Source organism: Shewanella maritima (assembly GCF_004295345.1).
Classification (GTDB): Bacteria; Pseudomonadota; Gammaproteobacteria; order Enterobacterales; family Shewanellaceae; genus Shewanella; species Shewanella maritima.
This window is the reverse complement of sequence record NZ_CP036200.1, coordinates 3,875,203-3,894,910: the sequence shown is the minus strand read 5'-3', so window position 1 is coordinate 3,894,910 and position 19,708 is coordinate 3,875,203. Positions and strand designations below refer to the sequence as shown.

15 protein-coding genes are annotated in these 19,708 nt (G+C 45.4%); 14 read left to right on the top strand and 1 reads right to left on the bottom strand.

Going from position 1 to position 19,708, the window contains the following annotated elements; all coding sequences use genetic code 11:
* Position 1 precedes the first annotated feature (1 nt).
* Positions 2-1,312: an acetyl-CoA C-acyltransferase FadI gene (fadI, locus tag EXU30_RS16500; RefSeq protein ID WP_130601861.1), complete on the bottom strand. Its 1,311-nt coding sequence runs from the start codon at positions 1,310-1,312 to the stop codon at positions 2-4.
* A 262-nt stretch (positions 1,313-1,574) separates the two neighbouring features.
* On the opposite strand from fadI, the gene EXU30_RS16495 reads away from it, so the two are divergent.
* The 14 genes from EXU30_RS16495 to EXU30_RS16430 all read left to right on the top strand — a co-directional run bounded on the left by EXU30_RS16495 (position 1,575) and on the right by EXU30_RS16430 (position 19,562).
* The gene (locus EXU30_RS16495) at positions 1,575-2,531 is read left to right on the top strand and encodes an AAA family ATPase (protein ID WP_130601859.1); all 957 of its coding nucleotides are present in this window, start codon (positions 1,575-1,577) and stop codon (positions 2,529-2,531) included.
* Positions 2,532-2,535: 4 nt separating this feature from the next.
* A complete protein-coding gene (locus EXU30_RS16490; protein ID WP_130601857.1) occupies positions 2,536-3,468 on the top strand; it encodes a DUF58 domain-containing protein in 933 nt (310 codons plus the stop codon).
* Positions 3,465-3,971, top strand: a complete 507-nt coding sequence (locus EXU30_RS16485) for a DUF4381 domain-containing protein (protein ID WP_130601855.1) — start codon at positions 3,465-3,467, stop codon at positions 3,969-3,971. The genes EXU30_RS16490 and EXU30_RS16485 overlap by 4 nt, the downstream gene beginning before the upstream one ends.
* Positions 3,965-4,963: a vWA domain-containing protein gene (locus tag EXU30_RS16480; RefSeq protein WP_130601853.1), complete on the top strand. Its 999-nt coding sequence runs from the start codon at positions 3,965-3,967 to the stop codon at positions 4,961-4,963. The genes EXU30_RS16485 and EXU30_RS16480 overlap by 7 nt, the downstream gene beginning before the upstream one ends.
* A complete protein-coding gene (locus tag EXU30_RS16475) occupies positions 4,960-7,026 on the top strand; it encodes a VWA domain-containing protein (RefSeq protein ID WP_130601851.1) in 2,067 nt (688 codons plus the stop codon). Before EXU30_RS16480 ends, EXU30_RS16475 begins: the two co-directional genes overlap by 4 nt.
* A gap of 20 nt (positions 7,027-7,046) precedes the next feature.
* The gene (locus tag EXU30_RS16470; protein WP_130603569.1) at positions 7,047-8,645 is read left to right on the top strand and encodes a BatD family protein; all 1,599 of its coding nucleotides are present in this window, start codon (positions 7,047-7,049) and stop codon (positions 8,643-8,645) included.
* Positions 8,646-8,985: 340 nt separating this feature from the next.
* Complete coding sequence (locus EXU30_RS16465) at positions 8,986-9,549, top strand: sigma-70 family RNA polymerase sigma factor (RefSeq protein ID WP_130601849.1); 564 nt, start codon at positions 8,986-8,988, stop codon at positions 9,547-9,549.
* Entirely contained in the window at positions 9,542-10,249 is a 708-nt protein-coding gene (locus EXU30_RS16460; RefSeq protein WP_130601847.1) for a DUF3379 domain-containing protein, read from the top strand. The genes EXU30_RS16465 and EXU30_RS16460 overlap by 8 nt, the downstream gene beginning before the upstream one ends.
* 312 nt (positions 10,250-10,561) lie before the next feature.
* Positions 10,562-12,025 (top strand): sodium/proline symporter PutP, encoded by a 1,464-nt coding sequence (gene putP / locus EXU30_RS16455; protein WP_130601845.1) that lies wholly within the window; start codon positions 10,562-10,564, stop codon positions 12,023-12,025.
* 737 nt (positions 12,026-12,762) lie between these two features.
* On the top strand, positions 12,763-14,019 hold the full coding sequence (locus EXU30_RS16450) for an OmpP1/FadL family transporter (protein WP_130601843.1): 1,257 nt from the start codon (positions 12,763-12,765) through the stop codon (positions 14,017-14,019).
* A 342-nt stretch (positions 14,020-14,361) separates the two neighbouring features.
* On the top strand, positions 14,362-15,552 hold the full coding sequence (locus EXU30_RS16445; protein WP_242620246.1) for an efflux RND transporter periplasmic adaptor subunit: 1,191 nt from the start codon (positions 14,362-14,364) through the stop codon (positions 15,550-15,552).
* Between the two features lie 2 nt (positions 15,553-15,554).
* Entirely contained in the window at positions 15,555-18,818 is a 3,264-nt protein-coding gene (locus EXU30_RS16440; RefSeq protein WP_130601841.1) for an efflux RND transporter permease subunit, read from the top strand.
* A gap of 17 nt (positions 18,819-18,835) precedes the next feature.
* A complete protein-coding gene (locus tag EXU30_RS16435) occupies positions 18,836-19,066 on the top strand; it encodes a YgaP family membrane protein (RefSeq protein ID WP_242620245.1) in 231 nt (76 codons plus the stop codon).
* 25 nt (positions 19,067-19,091) lie between these two features.
* Positions 19,092-19,562 (top strand): rhodanese-like domain-containing protein, encoded by a 471-nt coding sequence (locus tag EXU30_RS16430; protein ID WP_242620244.1) that lies wholly within the window; start codon positions 19,092-19,094, stop codon positions 19,560-19,562.
* The last annotated feature ends 146 nt before the right edge of the window (positions 19,563-19,708 follow it).

Here is a 19,708-nt window from a genome sequence, read left to right as displayed (position 1 = left end):
ATTACTCCACTTCTACAATCATTGCTGCACCTAAACCGCCTGCGGCGCACGCAGTCGTTAGGCCTGTACCGCCGCCGCGACGCTTAAGCTCGTTACACACTTGAGTGATCAGACGAGCGCCAGTTGCAGCAAAAGGATGACCATAAGCAAGCGAGCCACCTAATACGTTGAACTTATCCATGTCGATTTCACCAATGGCGCGATTGCGACCTAGCTTTTCTTCAGCAAACTTTTTCGAACCAAACATCTTCACATTTGACAGTGCTTGCGCAGCAAACGCCTCATGCATTTCAATCAGGGTAAGATCTTCAAGCTCCATTCCTGCACGTTTAAGCGCCAGTGGCGTCGCGTAAGATGGCCCCATCAACATGTCTTCCCACACGTCAATAGCGGTAAACGCATAACTCTTGATATAGCCAATAGGGTCATAACCTAAGGCCTTGGCTTTGCCTTCACTCATTAGCAAAATGGCTGATGCACCATCAGTTAGTGGTGTACTGTTCGCTGCGGTAACACTGCCGTGCTTGCGGTCAAATACAGGACGCAATTTGGCGTATGACGCTAGCTCTGAGTTTTCACGAATATTGTTATCGCGGTCGATAAACTGCTTGTATGGCGGCACGTGGGCAGCCATCACCTCATTTGCGAGATGACCAGAGTTCCAGGTTTGCGTTGCTAGCGTGTGTGAACGGTGCGCTAATGCGTCTTGCTCTACACGGGTAATACCATGGCTTTTAGCCATTTGCTCAGCGGTTTGTCCCATCGAAAGGTTGGTAGAGTACTCGGCAACAGCTGGAGGCACTGGTAGTAAATCTTTAAGTCCAAGACGTCTGAAGATAGCGAGCTTCTGGCCAAAAGTGCGCGCTTTAGTTAAATCAACAAGCGCATGGGCAAGCTTAGTCGACACACCAATAGGTAAAACGGAAGAAGAGTCCGAACCACCAGCAATACCAATATCAATGTTGCCAGTCATGATTGATTCAGCAACGTTAACCGTTGATTGGAAGCTAGTCGCACATGCACGAGTCACACTGTATGCATCAGTATGAATATCCATACCAGTGCCAATCACAATTTCACGTGCAATGTTTGGTGCTTTTGGCATTTGCACCACTTGGCCATATACCAACTGCTCAATTAATTTTGGGTCAAGCTCTGAGCGAGATAACAACTCATTGACGACCATCTTGCCCATATCTAATGCCGAAACACCATGAAAGGCGGTCGCCTGTTTTGCAAAAGGCGTACGTAAGCCTGCGACAATCGCAACGCGCTCCCCTTTAGCATTGGTTACTTGCTGTCTATCACTCATTGGTCACCCTCTTCTTTATATCAACTGCCAACTGGCATGCTTGAAATCCATTTTGCCCAACCTTGCTGGTCAGACCATTAAAGTGTGATCTGATTCTAACTTTTTATTTTGCAGTTTTAAACACCCGTTTACCAATATCTAAAAAGCCAATGTAAAAGCAACGAGTTAAAATCTGTTAATGCTACTAGCCAAACACCACTAGAACCCATACCATAAGTCGCTATAAACTGTTTTTTACAATAACAATTATTGAGTAAGTTCAATGCCTTTAAGTCGCTTCCACTCCCTAAGAGGCTATCTAGATAAAGTCGTCTTAGGCCAACCTGTATTAACTGAAAACCTGCTTATCGCACTGATCGCCGATGGTCACTTATTAGTTGAGGGTCCTCCAGGTTTAGCAAAAACGCGCGCAGTAAAAGCCTTATGTGATGGCGTTGAAGGTGATTTTCACCGTATTCAATTTACCCCCGACTTATTGCCAGCAGACTTAACTGGTACCGATATTTACCGCCAGCAGACAGGTAGCTTTGAGTTTGAGGCAGGGCCAATTTTCCATAATTTGATCCTGGCAGACGAAATCAACCGCGCTCCAGCAAAAGTGCAATCAGCACTGCTAGAAGCCATGGCTGAAGGTCAAGTTACCGTGGGTAAAACCAGTTACCCGCTACCAAAGTTATTTTTGGTAATGGCGACGCAAAACCCGCTAGAAAACGAAGGTACTTACCCGCTACCTGAGGCGCAGCTGGATCGTTTCTTGATGCACTTAAATCTTGATTACCCAAGTGCTGACACTGAGTTTGAGATTTTGCGTCAATCAAGAAGTGAAGCCATCACTCACGAGCTACCAAAAATTGAGCCGATTGCTCAAGCTGATATTTTCGCTGCGCGTGAACAAGCTTTAGAGATCTACCTTGCTGAGCCGCTAGAGAAATACATTGTAGAAATAGTCATGGCGACGCGTGAGCCACAGCGCTATTCAGATGAGCTTGCATCTTGGCTTGAATACGGCGTGAGTCCGCGTGCCACCATTTCACTTGAGCGCTGTGCTCGCGCTAGAGCCTGGTTACATCAACGCGACTTTGTCTCACCTGAAGATGTTCAAGCAGTTGCGTTTAATGTACTGCGCCACCGCTTATTATTAAGCTATCAGGCGCAAGCCGAAGGTGTGAACGCAGATAAAGTGATCAGCCAAATTCTTAACCTAGTAGCGGTGCCTTAGAGTAATGAGCTCGGTTAAGTTTCCTTTATTTGCCGATGGCATCAATCTAAACGAGCAAGAACTGATTGCTTGTCAGGCAATTTCAAAAGCGATTCCTGATAGAAAATCGCGCGCCAAAGCCGCGTTAGCAGGTCATCGTAGTAGCCTAATCAAAGGTCGCGGCATGGAGTTTGCTGAAGTACGTCATTATCAAAATGGTGATGACGTCAGAACCATTGATTGGCGAGTCACTGCACGCACTGGTGTCGCCCATACCAAGTTGTTTGTTGAAGAGCGTGAGCGCCCTATCCTGCTGTTTGTCGACTTGAGCCACAGTTTATACTTTGGCTCACAGCTGCTTTTGCAGTCGGTGCAAGCAAGCCACCTCGCGGCAACGCTGGGTTGGAACGCAATTAATCACGGTGACCGCCTTGGCGGGCTTATTGCCAGTGAAACCGCGCATGTAGAATTGAAACCTCGCAGCCGCCAGCAAGGTATTTTGCAACTTACCTCAGGGTTAATTGAGGTGCATAGCAAGCAACTTAAACAATTTGAGCAACTAGACAAAGACCCAGACCACTTATTTAAAGCTTGTCAGCGACTACAACGTATCGCTAAGCCCGGCTCACTGGTATGGATTATCACCGACGGACAACACTTTTCTGATAAGTGTTTAGCACCACTAACTGAGCTTGCTCGCCACTGCGATGTCGGCGCCTTTGTGGTAACCGATCCGATCCGTCAAGGCACAGCTTCGCTTCCTAAACAATTCAACTTGCCTGTTAAAGATGGTAACCGTAAGTTAATGCTTAACCGCCAAAGCTATGAGTTTTGGCTTGCCAGTCAAAAGGCGCAGCAAAACAAATTTATCGACCTAATGCAGCAGTTAAAAGTAAGACCAAGGTTTATTGACTCAGCGCAGCCTTTAAGCCAACAACTGGACAAGTTACGTTCATGACACCTCAATCTCCACTTGCACAAATGCACGACATAATGTTGCCAGAGCCAATTCATAATTGGCCGATTGCATATGGCTACTGGATTGTCCTCGCAATCATTATCACTGTGCTTTGTTATCTTATTCTTGCATGGCGTAAAAAGCGTAAGCTTAATGCCGCTAAAAAGCAGACACTTGTGCTACTTAGCCAACTTGACGACAGTGCTGTAGACTATCCACAACAGGTTAATGCTTTACTTAAACGCCTAGCATTGAGCTATTTACCCCGTGAGCAAGTGGCAAATCTAAGCGGCGCAAAGTGGACTGAGTTCTTAGATGCTCGTATGGCGCCAGCACAACAAGGCCAGCTTGGTAAATTGCTGAACATGCGCTATCAAAAACAAGGTTTGAGCACTGAGCAAACACTGCAGCTCAAGCAACTTGCTACAAGCTACATTACCAGCAAAGCGCTATTTAGTATTCCAACAGATACCATGCCAAAACATGGAGCAAAGCTATGCTAACCTTTGCTTGGCTCTGGCTGCTGGTTTTACTGCCTTTACCCCTGCTCATTCGCTCAAAACACAAACAAGCTCAAAGTGGCCACTTATCGCTGCCTGGTATCGAGTCAAATCAGGCGATTGAGTCGACCCATGCCAAACATCGTCAACCTAAACTGGCCTGGATATTATGGCTGCTATTGCTAAGTGCGCTTGCACGACCGCAATGGCTAGGCGAGCCAATCGAGATCCCCGCAAGCGGTCGAGATTTAATGGTAGCTGTCGATTTATCTGGCAGTATGCAAATTGAAGATATGACGGTAAATGGTCGCAAAGTTGATCGCTTTACCCTAATCCAGCACGTATTGGGCGATTTTATCGAGCGCCGCCAAGGCGACCGTATTGGTCTAATCCTGTTTGCCGATCACGCCTATCTGCAGGCGCCAATGACGCAAGACCGACGCTCAGTAGCGCAGTTTTTACGCGAAGCTGAAATTGGCCTAGTGGGTAAGCAAACTGCTATTGGTGAAGCCATTGCACTGACCGTAAAGCGCTTTGAAAAGCTAAAAGAGAGTAACCGAGTACTGGTGTTACTTACCGACGGCTCCAATAATGCTGGCAATATTGACCCAGTAACAGCGGCTAATATTGCCGCCGAGCGCAACATCACCATATATACCGTAGGTGTAGGCGCAGAAGTGATGGAAAGGCGTACAGTGTTTGGCACCGAACGAGTGAATCCATCATTCGACCTTGATGAAAGCCAACTTATCGAGCTGGCGAAAATGACTAACGGTCAATACTTCCGCGCCCGCAACGCTCAAGAGCTAGATCTTATTTATCAAGAAATCGACAAGCTTGAGCCTGTTAGCCGCGAAAGTTTGAATTACCGCCCAAAGACCGAGCTGTTTTATTTACCTCTGGGTTTATTAGCAATCCTAAGCTTTTTACAAGTATTACTCCCTAATTTGCAGCGCTTGCGCCGCAACTCATACAAGGGAGACAAAGCACTATGATCCACTTTATTCGCCCAGAATGGCTGTGGGCACTTATCCCTGCCATTGCCGTTTTCATCTACGTTTCAAAAGCGGTGGCAACGTCATCAGCCTGGGATAACTATATTGCGCCGCACTTAACCCAAACTCTTATCGGCGACAACAAACTCGAAACGCGCAAGCCCAAATGGCTGATGCTCGCGACCTGGATTATTGCCATCGTGGCGTTATCAGGCCCGGCAGTCACTAAACAATCACTGCCAGTATTTGCTAAAGAGCAAGGGCGAGTCATTGTGCTTGATATGTCACTGTCGATGTACGCCAATGATTTAAGTCCAAACCGTTTATCGCATTTACGTTTTCGCGCGACCGATTTGGTTGATGCGTTAAATGAGGGTGACACAGGGCTGATAGCCTACGCAGGTGATGCCTTTGTGATCAGCCCGCTCACTCAAGATAAAGGCACCATTCTTAACTTGTTGCCGACGCTCGCACCTGAAATTATGCCAGTGCGCGGCTCAAATCTCGCTGCTGCACTTGAACAAGCTCAGGCCTTGTTGCAACAAGGCGGACATCAAAAAGGCGACATCATAGTGCTAACTGATGGTGTATCGTCAAATCAGTTTGACGATGCCTACAACAGTTTACAATCGCCTTATCGCCTAAGCATTATGGCCATTGGCACTGAGCACGGCTCACCAATTAAACTGCCTGATGGCCAGTTTTTAAGAGACAGTACAAATGAGGTAGTCGTCGCCAAAACTGACTTTAGCCTGCTAAACAAGCTAGCCCAACACAATCGCGGCATTCTAGTGCCAATGCAAGCCGATGGCTCAGACATAAGCACCATTAAAGATTGGCTTGATACTGGTGGTGAAGCCAGCGAAACTGAGTTTTCAGGCGAAGCCTGGGAAGATCTCGGCCCTTATATAGCGCTGCTGTTATTGCTACCTTTGGCGATTAACTTTAGGCAACGATTATTTCAGCTATCACTGCCGTTAGCGACAGCCACGCTTTTAAGTACATCGCTATTCATAAGCCATGATGCTCAAGCAAGCCTTTGGGATGACCTCTGGCAAACTCGCGACCAACAGGCACAACAAGCCTTTGATGCCGAGGATTACCAACAAGCTGCTGATAAATTCAGCTCAAGTAACTGGCAAGCGAGTAGTCAGTACAAAGCAGGAAATTATGAGCAAGCCCTGTCACTGTTTGAGCAAGATTCTTCTGCCAACGGTTTATACAATCAAGGCAACAGCCTAATGCAGTTGGGTAAGTATGCAGATGCGATTGGCCGCTATGAGCAAGCATTAAAGCAACAGGCAGATTTTGCGCAGGCTCAGCAAAACCTTGAGCTAGCCAAGTCTTTGCTAGAGCAACAACAGGCTTCAGACGACCAGCAATCTAGTGACGGCGGCGATAACCAAGAGCAAAGCGATGGTGATCAACAGAACCAACAAAACGGTCAAAACCAAGACAATCAAAGCCAAAGTGATCAGAGCCAAAGCGACCAGCAACAACAAGGTCAGGATCAGCAGTCACAACAACAAGGTCAGGATCAGCAGTCACAACAACAGCAATCTGAACAAAACCAGTCTCAACAAAGCGACAATGATGAACAAAGCGATGAACAAAGCGGTGACGCCCAGCAATCCAACGAATCGCAAGCAAATAACGAGCAGCAAACTGGCTCATCAACAGGCTCACAAAAGAGTGGCTCGCAAGGCGCTAATGAGCAAACTGATAATGAAGCGCAGATGCAAGCAAATGCTGAGCAACAAGATGACAGTCAAAGTAAGCAACAAAGCGCAAATCAAACTCAGTCTGAACAATCAGAAAGCGAGCAACAGGCAGCTCAGTCAACACAAGCGAATGCCCAGCAAGCTGAGATGAACGAAGATGGTGAGAAGCAAGCTGCAGTAAGCCCAATTATTGCTGATGAAAACGCCATGCCAGCTGAAATGGAGCGTGCATTACGTGCGGTTAGCGAAGACCCACAAGTGCTCATTCGCAATAAAATGCAGCTGGAATATCAAAAACGTCGTCAAAACCGCCAATTACCAAAGGAAACACAACAGTGGTGAACAGAATCGTTTTAAGCCTGATGTTATTTGCAGGCAGTTTGTTTATCAGCCTACAAGCCCATGCTGTCACTCAAGTACAAGCAAGCGTTGACCGCAATCCAGCCGTTGTTGGTGAATATTTTGTACTCACGGTAACAGCTGACGATGACTTGAGTGCTGGCGCTTTCGACCCGTCAATTTTGCTCGACAACTTTATCGTTAACCGCACTAGCGTTGGTCGAAGCACTAAAATGATTAACTTTAAAACCAGCAAAGAAACTCGCTGGCAAGTGATCTTATCACCGAAGCAATCTGGCCAAGTTACCATTCCTGCTTTCACCATCAATGGCGTAAGCTCACAACCCATTGAGCTAACAGTCGCCTCACCTGGTACGCAAACTGATGAAGTGCAAGACTTATTTATTCGCGCTTCGGCAAGCGTTGATTCTGCCTATGTGGGCCAATTAATCACCTACAAAGTGAAGCTGTACCTTGCTGCTGAGTTGCAACGCGGTGCAATCAACTCTCCACAAGTTGAGGGTGCTCAGGTAAAGCAAATTGGCGAAGATGCAGACGGCACAGAAATTATCAATGGTCGCCGCTTTCGAGTGATTGAACGTACCTACGGCATTATTGCTGATCTGCCGGGCCCACTTGAGATCAAAGGCGCCAGCTTTAACGGCGACATTTTGGTGGAAGCGCCAAGACGCGGTGGTATGTTTGGCTTTAACGAAAGCAAACCGATGCGTAGCCAAGCAGATGACATGCAAATTGACATTAAGTCTGCTCCAGCTAGCTATCAAGGTGAATGGTTAGTGGCAGATATTGCCGTGTTGCAAGAAGAGTGGCCAACCGACGGCGACTTTAGTGTAGGTAGCCCAATCACTCGTACCATTACCCTCACGGTAACAGGCAGTGATGACTCAAGTATTCCAGATATCGACATGCCTTTGCCATCTGGCCTAAAAGCGTACCCTGAAAAGCCAGTACGCCACTCATTTGTTAGGCAGGGTCAGGTGGTTTCGCAATACAGTATAGCCACCGCTATTGTGCCAACCAAAGCAGGCGAATTTACCTTGCCAGAAGTTGTGGTGCCTTGGTGGAATCCACAAACTCATAAGCAAGAGTATGCTCGTCTTCCGGCAAAGGTCGTCACCATTAAAGCGGGTGATACCTCAGCACCATTGACCCCAATTACAAATGTACAAACTGAGCAAGTCAGTGCTGGTTACTGGCCTTGGGTAAGTGCAACCTTTGCCCTGATGTGGTTGATTAGCACTGCACTGTGGCTCAATGCCCGTAAGCAACAACCATCAGCTACGCCTCCAAAACTTGATAATGAGCAACACAGTCAAGCTGATTTACTGGCACTGACCAAAGCCTGTAAGCAACAAAACGCCAGCCAGATTTTACGTGCCTTGCAACAATACTTTAGCGCCATGCAAGACAAACCTGTGACACTAAATCAGATCAGCGCCCTTTCACCAGAGCTAAAAGCCGCTATAGAACAACTGCAAGCAGCCAAGTATTCAGCGACGCCGCAAGGTATTGATACTCAAAAACTGATTAACGCAGTAAAAGGTTATAAGTCTAGCGAGCGCCGCATAACTGCTAGTGCCGTCGCGCCGCTTAACCCTTAAGCGCGTTAACTGCTCATTTGCAGAGCATTTACACAAGAGTAAGCTAGCGTAAGTCCAATTTACGCTAGCTTGCTAAAGTTGTTCGAAAAGGTTATTCGAGAAAGTTATTCGTGAGAGCTGTTTGATAAACTTACTGACTACAGTTTCTCACAGTAGTTACTTACGATAGTTTCTCGTATTAGTTCCTCACGATAGTTCCGTGCGATAGCGGGAACTCTTTACAAAGTACCTAAACCTCTTAAATACTCAGCCCCACACCGTATCTTTTAACAAGTTTTACTTGCTATTAACCACTTTCGTTTTAAGCTAACCAACATCTTGCTTTTAAAATAATTAAAAAATGTTCGATAGTTTGCGAAAGAAAAAGACAGATGCCTCGGTCTTATCTGACATGGTAAGTAAACAACGACGATACGATAGCCTTGTCAGGGCACTTCATGGCGACATTTACCGCTACGCTTATTGGCTTTGTGGTGATAAACAGGTCGCAGAAGATATCACTCAAGAAACCTTTCTTAGGGCTTGGCGTGCTTTAGACTCTTTAAAAGACGACAAGGCGGCTAAGTCCTGGTTAATCACTATTTTGCGCCGTGAAAACGCTCGCCGTTTCGAGCGCAAGCAATTTGACTATAGTGATGTCGAGCAGGAACAACTCGAAGATGTATTTTCATCGACTAACGAGGAACAAACGGAGCAATACTGGTTGCGTAAGCAAATTGGTAAACTTGACATTGAATATCGTGAACCTTTGCTATTGCAGCTTATTGGTGGCTTTAGCGGAGACGAAATCGCGCAGATGTTAGAACTTAACCGAAATACGGTGATGACTCGATTATTCAGAGCCCGTAACCAATTGAAAGATGCGCTAGAACCAACAGAAGTAAGAGGTAAAGCCAATGGATGATCTACAATTTCGACGCCAAGCCTATGGTGATCCTAATGATCAATCACAGGACTTTATCGAGCACCTAAATAACAACCCTGACGACGCCAAGCTAGTTCAGGACCTAAAAGCACTCGATGCCAAACTCGATGCTGCGCTTAATATTGATGTGCCGGACGATTTAGCTGAAAAGCTGATTTTGCGCCAGCAGCTTAACACTCACCAAGAGACGAAAAAGCGTACTCGCTACCTAATGGCAATGGCTGCGTCTGTGGCATTTGTTGTCGGCCTTAGCTTTAGCATGTTGAAGTTCACTCCAGTAAATCTGGGTGATCATGCCATAGCCCATGTGTACCATGAGCCAAAGGCATTGGTTTCTGAGCGTGATATTAATTTCAACGACATTAACTTTAAGCTGGCAAGCATTTCAGGGTTAGAGCAAACCAAATTTACCGACCAACCAGGGCGAGTGTTTTATACCACCTTTTGTGACTTTCAAGGTGTGAAATCATTGCACTTGGTAATGGATGACAATCAAGGCAATAAAGTGACCTTGTTTATAGTACCGGTTGAAAATCGCATGCAGCTGCAAGAGAAATTTGCTGATGACAAGTATCAAGGTATGGGCTTTGAGTCTGCCGACGCATACATGTTACTTGTGGGCGAACAAGGCAGTGACTTGAAGCAAGTTCAAAAAGAGATTGAGCAAACCTTCATTTAATACCAATTAGCACAAGTATTTGATCATTCTTACTGGTTAAAACCACTTATAACTTCGTTAGAAATTTTGTAGGTAGAACAACTAGCTAGCTGCAATTTCCGCCTTGTTCTAAGCGATTTTACCTGCGTAACCTCTGATCACTTATTTATCCCAATTGGTATAAGCCATAAACAAAGCTTGATAACGTCAACTCGATTAAACAGCCGCTCACTTGAGCGGCTGTTTGTTTTTATGTCACCTATTGGCGCAAAAGTGTGAACTGCGACTAACTTCTGCTAGCATGGCAGCAATTCCCACAAAAACGAGAACAATATGGAAATTCAAGCGCCTATCCTTATAACCTTTATTGGTTATCTCGCCCTCATGATTGGTATTGGCTTTTGGGCATACCGTAAGACAGATACTGTTGACGATTACATCCTTGGTGGCCGCCAAATGGGTCCAGCGGTAACTGCACTAAGCGTTGGCGCATCTGACATGTCAGGTTGGTTATTGCTGGGATTACCCGGCGCTGTGTACCTAGGTGGCTTAGGCGAAGCATGGATTGGTTTTGGATTGGTTTTTGGCGCCTGGCTTAACTGGCTATTTGTAGCAAAACGCTTACGTATTTATACCCAACTAGCTGACAACGCCCTCACCCTACCCGACTTTTTCGAGAATCGTTTCCATGACAGCAAAGGTCTATTAAAGGTTGTCGCTGCTATCACAATCTTACTATTTTTTACCTTCTACACGTCATCAGGCATGGTCGGCGGCGCAATTTTATTTGAAAAAGTCTTTGGCCTTGATTACACCTTAGCCCTGCTCATTGGTTCAGTCATTATTGTGGCATATACCTTCGTTGGCGGTTTCTTTGCGGTAAGCTGGACTGACTTTTTCCAGGGTTGTTTAATGCTGGTCGCCTTGTTAATCGTGCCAGTCGCCATCTTTTCAGAGCCCAAAGTACAAGAGAACCTAACTCAATTAGACCCTGCGATGCTGAGCTTTATTAGTGATGAAACCACCATCATAGGTCTGGTTTCACTATTAGCCTGGGGCTTAGGTTACTTTGGTCAACCGCATATTTTGTCGCGTTTTATGGCAATTGGTAGCGCTAAAGATATTCCTGTATCTCGCCGTATAGCCATGAGCTGGATGGTGGTATCACTAATCGGCGCATTGGCTACCGGTCTGGCTGGTACCTTGTATTTTGCAGACTCTGCACTGGAAAACCCAGAAACCGTATTTATTCACTTGGCTCATGCAGCATTTAACCCTTGGATTGGCGGTATCCTCATCGCAGCGATTCTGTCAGCAATTATGAGCACCATCGACTCACAGCTATTAGTTTGCTCAAGCGTGATCACAGAAGATGTGTACCGTAAATGGATCCGCCCACAAGCTAGCAATAAAGAACTGATGCTAGTTGGGCGTTTTGGCGTAATTGCCATCGCAATTATCGCCGTGATTATCGCCTTAGACCCTCAAAGCAGCGTACTTAGCTTAGTGAGTTATGCCTGGGCAGGATTTGGCGCAGCATTTGGACCAGTGGTCATACTTGCACTGTTTTGGCAGGGTTACAGCCGTAACGGCGCTGTGGCAACCATTGTAATTGGTGCCATTACTGTGGTGGTTTGGAAAGAACTAAGCGGTGGTATCTTTGAGCTTTACGAGATTGTTCCAGGCTTCATCCTAGCAACCCTTGCGGGTGTTGTTGTAAGTAAGCTGTCTCCAGCTAATGAGCAGGTGAGTCAGTCATTTAACCAGTTCAATGAATCATTGAAGCAGCATAACTAGGTACGGGAGCTGATTAACACCCAGATGTTGATATGTGCAGATACATAGAACCTCTCGTATTTGGCACCTTGTAGGTTTGATACCTTGATTGTTTAAACCTTAACAATTAAAAAAACGAGCGCTACTTAAGTAGCGCTCGTTTTATTTTTGCATTGTGGGCAACCAGATACAGGTATCCTTAGGATAGCTATCGCGGCAATTGATAATTGGTACTGGTGAGTTCAGCCAAAGTACTAACTCAATAGTAATTTCACCTATTGAAGGCAACAACTTACGTCGATGAACATAGTGAAAATTAGCTCTTTCAACACCTTGCTTAACCCTGTATCTAGCCACATCTATATCAGCCACACCTTTATAAGCCCAAATTAAACCAGCACTCGCTACAATACGCTAAGTGATTGAGTTTAGAGTAAAAGCACTAGAATTAAGAATAAATTTTTACGTTTTTTTACTGTTGGAATTTTAGCCTGTGTTCACATTTTATCAACAGAGGCATAAATCGCCTTACGCATGTAAGTCGCGGTTTTAAGTCAGATTTTATTGTAGTTTGAAACTAGAACTTATTTTTTAATCAATCTACCTCAGTTAATTAACTGAATTTTAACAAAATTAACCACTGGTCGGACTTGATCGAGTCAATGCGGTTACCTAAGATGCGCTCAATTAAAAAGTGTCAGCATCAAAGCGACTACGCAATCAGACTGACACATTATTATAAAACGGTGAGAAGTATCATGACCAAATTCAACAAGACTCTGCTTGCGGCTGCTATTACATTAGCAAGCACGCAAACTTTCGCGGCTGGTTTCCAGCTTAACAGCCAATCAGCTACTGGCCTAGGCCGTGCTATGGCAGGTGACGCAGTCATCGCAGACAATGCATCAGTACTTGCTCGCAACCCTGCAGCAATGGCACTATTTGACTCGACAACCGTTTCTGTTGGCGCAACCTACGCAGATGTTAAAGTTGAAGTCACTGACGTTCAGTATGGCGACACCCACCTAGGTAGCCTAGACAATGCTGCAAGCGGCAAGTTCATTCCAAACGGTTACTTCATCATGCCTGTAAACGACAAGTTTGCATTTGGTTTTGGTGCATTTAGTAACTATGGTACCGGTACAGATTTATCACCGCTTAACGCCAACCAAGACGTTAACACGCCTATCGATCTATTAGGTAACACTGAAGTCACTACAGTTAACCTAAATGCGAGTGTGTCTTACCGCATTAACGACGCCCTAAGCCTAGGTGCGGGTATCGATATCATTCGCGGTTCAGGTAAGCTGACTCGAAATGGTGAAGTAAACCTTGGTCAAGGCGCTATGCCAATCAACCTAGTTGATGTAGATGCAGACGGTTATGCATTTGGCGGTATTCTTGGTCTAACTTACGAGTTTAACGATGACAACCGCATTGGCTTAAGCTACCGCTTTAGCCCAACCATGAAAGCCTCTGGCGACATCATGTACAACCCACTACTAGTTGCACCAGAGAACTTCGACGAAATCGAAATTCCAATGGCTGACATTGCACAACTTGCTGGTTACCACAAGCTAACTGACAAGTTCGCTATTCACTACACAGCCCAGTGGACTCAGTGGAGCGCGTTTGACAAAATCTCTGTAACTGGTGGTGACGGCCTAGTTGGTGAAGCAGCAATCAAGCAATACAACTGGAAAGACTCTTGGTTCCTAAGTGTGGGCGGTACTTACGAGCTTAGCGACAACTGGACATTGCGCGCAGGTATCGCAAGTGACCAAGGTGTAGTAGGTGAGATTTCATCACTGTCTATCCCTGATTCAGACCGTATGTGGTACTCGGTTGGTGCTAGCTACCATATCAACGACAAGTCTTCTATTGACCTAGGTTACACCCTAGTGAAAGGCGAGAAAGTTCACGTTATCGAAACAAGTGCACTTGTTGGTCAAACTAGCGCTTATACAGAATCTGGTGCCAACTACTTCGGTCTTCAGTACAGCCATAGCTTCTAATTCATAGCTAAGTAAATCGAATTTAAAAGCCGCTTGCCACCGCAAGCGGCTTTTTGTTTTTTACCCCGCAGATCTTCTGCAACAGTTAAATCTTTTCATCAACTCAGCTCTCAGCAATGCCTTGATTCGTCATTGTTTATATAAGTTAAGTCTTATTCTGTTGATAGAACCTACAACAAATCCTTTGTAAATTCTCATAAAAACAATACGCTACAACCAAATCTTCAATCATCACTCACAAGTCCATTAGATTTTTCTCATAAATTAATTGCAGCGACCTTTAAAGTCTATTAGAATTTTCTCATGGACTTTAAACAAGTAATCAAAGTTAGGTAGGCCATTATGCAGCAGTCAAATACTCGTTACGTCGTTGACCAAGAGCAAATGACAGCGAGCGCAATCGAACATGCAAATAACAAACTATCGAGCCAAAACCCATTACCAGGGCTTGCACGGTTGAGCTTTCCATTGTTGCTAATTGTGCTTGCTGCATTCACAACGCTATCAAACAGCGTTGTCGCCAAGCCACTCGCTATCTGGACTGTCAAAGAGGTTGAAATAACTAAACCGGTTTATTTCAATGCACAAGTTGAGGCAACAAAAGCGGCGACGGTATCTGCACAAACCTCAGGACGGGTTATTGCGGTACATTATGATGTTAACGATCGAGTTGAGGCGGGCTCACCACTGCTTGAAATCACCAGTGAAGAGCAAGCTGCTGAGCTTGGCACAGCCCAAGCAGAACTTGCTAAAGCTAAGGCCATTAACCAAGAAGCTCAGGCGACATTAAAACGTTTTGACAAACTGTTTCCTCAAGGCGCTATTTCTCAAGGGCAAATGGATGAAGCCATCGCAGCGGCTAATACCGCTGAGCAAGCTGTATCTGCAGCTAAGGCGCAGCTTGTTAAGGCAAAACAAAGCCTAAATTACACAACTGTTTCAGCGCCCTTTAGCGGCCGCGTCACCCAAAGACACGTGGAACAAGGCGAAACCATTGCTTATGGCCAAGCATTATTTTCTGGCTATGATGACAAGCAGCTTAGGGTTAGCTTCTACGTACCTAACTCTCAACTCTCTGAGCTAAAACAAGCCAAAACCATTGAAATTATCCTTGGTTCACAACTAACAGCCAACAAGCAAACGACCATAACTACTAACAACTTCAACGTGTTTGAGTTTTCCCAAGCGAACCAACAACATCAGGTGCGCGCTAACTTCAATGTAAATAATGCAGCACAAAATCAAGTTCACTTAGGGCAATGGCTTAAAGCGGGTTATCGCAGTGCAGCTCAGCAAGTGATCAGCATCCCTAACTCGGCAATTCATCAGGTCAATGAATTAACAGCAGTCTATTTAAAAGTCGGCGAGCAAGTATTGCTTACTCAAGTACGTTTGGGTGAGCCGCTAACTTCAGCGCAGGGTGAAACCAAACCTAATCAACGCATGGTTATTTCTGGACTAAAGCCGGGAGATCAAATCATTGAAGACGCGTCCGCTTATTTATTGCAACTAGCTGCGCGCAAAGGAGAGTAACCATGCAAGATGCCAATGCAAAAATGGGGATTTCCGGCAAAATCGCCAGCCTATTTCAGCTAAGTGCAATTACACCGCTACTTGCGCTAATCGGTTTGTTACTTGGCGTATTTGCGGTGCTAGTGACACCAAAAGAAGAAGAGCCGCAAATAGACGTTACCTTTGCAGATGTATTCATTCCATATCCGGGCGCAACACCAGAGCAAGTTGCCAACCAGGTCACTTTGCCGGCAGAGAAACTGATCTCAGAGATAAAAGGCATCGATACCTTATATTCGTTTTCTCAACCCGATGGTGCATTAATCATCGCTATTTTTGAGGTGGGCATTCCACGTGATGAAGCCATCATCAAAATTTATAACCAACTGTATTCAAATAAGGACAAATTCAACCAGGCTGCTGGTATCGGCGAGCCTTTGATCAAACCGCGCGGCATTGAAGATGTACCAATCTTTGGTTTAACTCTGTGGTCGAAAGACCCAAGCGTCAGCGCGCAGCAATTATCTGATGTTGCTAAGGTTGTTGAAACTGAGCTCAAGCGTATTCCTGGTACGCGCGAAATCTACACTCAAGGGCTAGCCGAGCAAACACTAAATATCAAACTTGACCCAAACAAGCTGCGCCAGCACCAACTGGCTTTTAACGACATCGCGCAAGTGCTGCGAGTAAACAACCAGATTTCAACTCACGGCGAATTTACCCAGGACAATCAGGTTATTCAATTGCAAACGGGTGAGTTTTTGCAATCTGTTGATGATGTCAAAAACCTACTTATTTCGGTCACGCAAAGCACTGAGCACCCATTGGCTAACGGCGTCTATCTAAAAGATCTCGCCGAGATCACCCTGCGCCCAGATACGCCAAAACAACTTGTCATCCATGCCGATAAAACTGGGCAATATAATGCGGTAACCATCGCCATAGGTAAGCAAGTAGGAAAAAATGCTGTCGATATTACTGGTCAAATCAAGCAACACTTAACTGCTATCGACAATGTGTTGGTGCCAGATAATATCAATATGGCTATATCACGAGATTATGGCGCTACCGCCGGCGATAAAGCCAATACGCTGATCTTCAAACTGATTTTTGCCACAGCTGCAGTTGTGCTGTTAGTGCTGCTAACCATGGGCGCCCGCGAATCTGCCATTGTTGGTGTTGCTATTATCATTACCCTTGCTCTTACTCTTTTTGCGTCAATGGCTTGGGGTTTTACCTTAAATCGTATCTCACTGTTTGCACTGATTTTCTCAATCGGTATTTTGGTTGATGATGCCATTGTCGTGGTTGAGAATATTCATCGCCACATGGCACTGAGTAACGAGCCGTTAAGTAAACTCATCCCTAAAGCTGTGGATGAAGTTGGCGGCCCGACCATTCTTGCTACCTTTACCGTTATTGCGGCGCTGTTACCTATGGCGTTTGTTTCTGGCCTCATGGGCCCATATATGAGTCCTATTCCAATTAACTCAAGTATGGGGATGTTGCTGTCATTGGTTATTGCCTTTGTTATGACGCCCTGGCTAAGTAACAAGTGGCTTAAACCCCATCAGCATCAGGGCGAGCAAAATCTAATTCACAAACAAAATCAGCATCACGAGCAACAAGCACCCGATACAGCATCAGGCAAAATGCTTACGCTATTTAGCAAACTAATTAGCCCATTTTTGCATCCAAAGTACGGCAAAACAGCTCGAAAACTAATGGCAGGTGCAATTGTGCTACTTATCGCCATCGCAGTCTCTCTGCCTTATATGCAAGCTGTGGTGCTTAAAATGCTGCCTTTTGACAACAAGTCTGAGTTTCAAGTGATTGTTGATATGCCAGAGGGAACTAGCGTCGAGCAAACGCAACGTTTAATGCAAGAACTTGGGCTGTATTTAACACAGGTTGAAGAGGTTGAGCACCTACAGCTTTATAGTGGTAGCCACTCGCCGATTAACTTTAACGGCTTAGTCAGACATTACTTTTTAAGACAAAGTCAGGAGCTGGGAGACATACAGGTTAATCTTGTGGCAAAAGACAAGCGTGAACGTAACAGTCATGACATTGCGATGTCAGTACGCGAGCCACTGCAACAAATTGGTAAGAGCTATAACGCCAATATCAAAGTTGTAGAAGTGCCACCAGGGCCGCCAGTTTGGTCGCCTATTGTCGCTGAAGTTTATGCCCCAACCGCTGAGCTGCGCGAGCAAGCTGCAAATATGATTTACCACGGTTTTAAACAAACCGAGCATGTAGTCGATGTCGACATCTATCTGCCAGAAATGCAGCAGCGCTGGCAGCTAAGTATTGACCGCAACAAAGCCGCGCTGCTGGGCGTATCGATTGCAGATGTGGTGAATACGGTAGATAGCGCGATTAATGGCAATATAGCCAGTTATTTATATCAAACAGAGCGCAAACAACCGACGCCTATCAAACTGCAATTAACCGATGCAGATAAAAGTGACTTTGCGCGCGTGCTAAACCTGACGGTCAACAATAATAAGGGGCAAGCAATCTCTATAGCTGAGGTTGTTAGCATCAACCAAGGCAATATCAATAACACCATTATTCATAAGAATATGCGCCCTATGATCATGGTTGTGGCGGATATGGCGGGCCCTACTGGCAGCCCACTTTACGGCATGTTTGATATGGTCGGTCAGCTGAATGATCCACAAAAATCTTTCTCTATTGAGCAGCACTTTGCTAGCCAACCACAGGGGCTAACCGAAGTTGCTGTGCTATGGGATGGCGAATGGAAAATAACCTATGAGACTTTCCGCGACATGGGCATTGCCTACGCTGTTGGGATGATAGCCATTTATCTGTTAGTGGTCGCTCAATTTAAATCATACTCGGTGCCGCTTATCATCATGGCGCCGATTCCGCTGACTGTCATTGGTGTGATGCCTGGTCATGCTCTGTTAGGCGCACAGTTCACTGCGCCGTCAATGATCGGCATGATCGCCCTCGCTGGCATTATTGTGCGCAACTCTATCTTGCTGGTCGACTTTATCCATAGTCAGCAACAAGCTGGCGTCGCGCTAGAACAAGCAGTGATCAACGCAAGTGCAGTAAGAGCCAAGCCAATTATGCTCACTGCCTTTGCCGCTATGATTGGCGCATTATTCATTATTGACGACCCAATCTTTAACGGTCTGGCGATCAGTCTGATCTTCGGCATATTCGTTTCAACAGTTTTAACACTCATTGTTATTCCAGTGTTGTATTACGCCTGGATGCATAAACGAACTAACAACCAAGCAAAACAATCCTAATGAATAAGGGGAACACTATGAGTTACAAGCTAAACCTTGAACAAAGCATCATGGCCTTTGCTGCATTAATGATATTGCTTTCTGTAGCATTAACCGTGTGGGTTCACCCACTTTTTGTATGGTTCACAGTATTTGTTGCCGTTAACTTACTCCAAAGTGTATTCACAGGGTTTTGCCCTGCAGCAATGATAATGAAAGCGCTTGGAGTTAAACCCGCAGCACAAATAGCAGCCACAAAACCGGAATAACAAGCTCAGCTATACAGATAAAGTAATGGTCAAACATCAGGCTGATGCGATAAAGTATTACCCAATTGGACGTAGCAACTTTTGGATTAAGTTAATGATGTTATTTAAGCAATCTCTCAACACTCGCATATTTGCAATCCTTGCATGCGTACTGTTAATCATTTGGGCTAATCTTGCACAAGCATCTGAGCCCAGCAGAGAGTTACAGGCTTGGGATAAAATTGCTAATGGCGCTATGGTCATTGATGTAAGAACCGCAGAAGAGTTTGCAGCAGGTCACCTTGATAATGCGATAAACATTCCATTTGAGTTTATTGTGTCTCGCTTGGCCAAACTCAATGTCGCTAAAGATACCGACATAGTGCTTTATTGTCGCAGCGGACGTCGAAGCGGTATCGCCCACAATGAACTAATCAAAGCTGGGTTTACCAATAGCCATAATGGCGGCGGCTACATGCCGATGCTAAAAGTAAAAGCCAGTACGCTTAAACAATAGCTTTAAGAACAAGCACTCATCTGATTTATTACAAATCATGACAAAGCCAAGCTAACTGCTTGGCTTTGTATTTTTAATACCAATTAGGATAAATAAGTGATTAGAGGTTACGCAGAAAAAATCGCTTAGAACAAGGCAGAAATTGC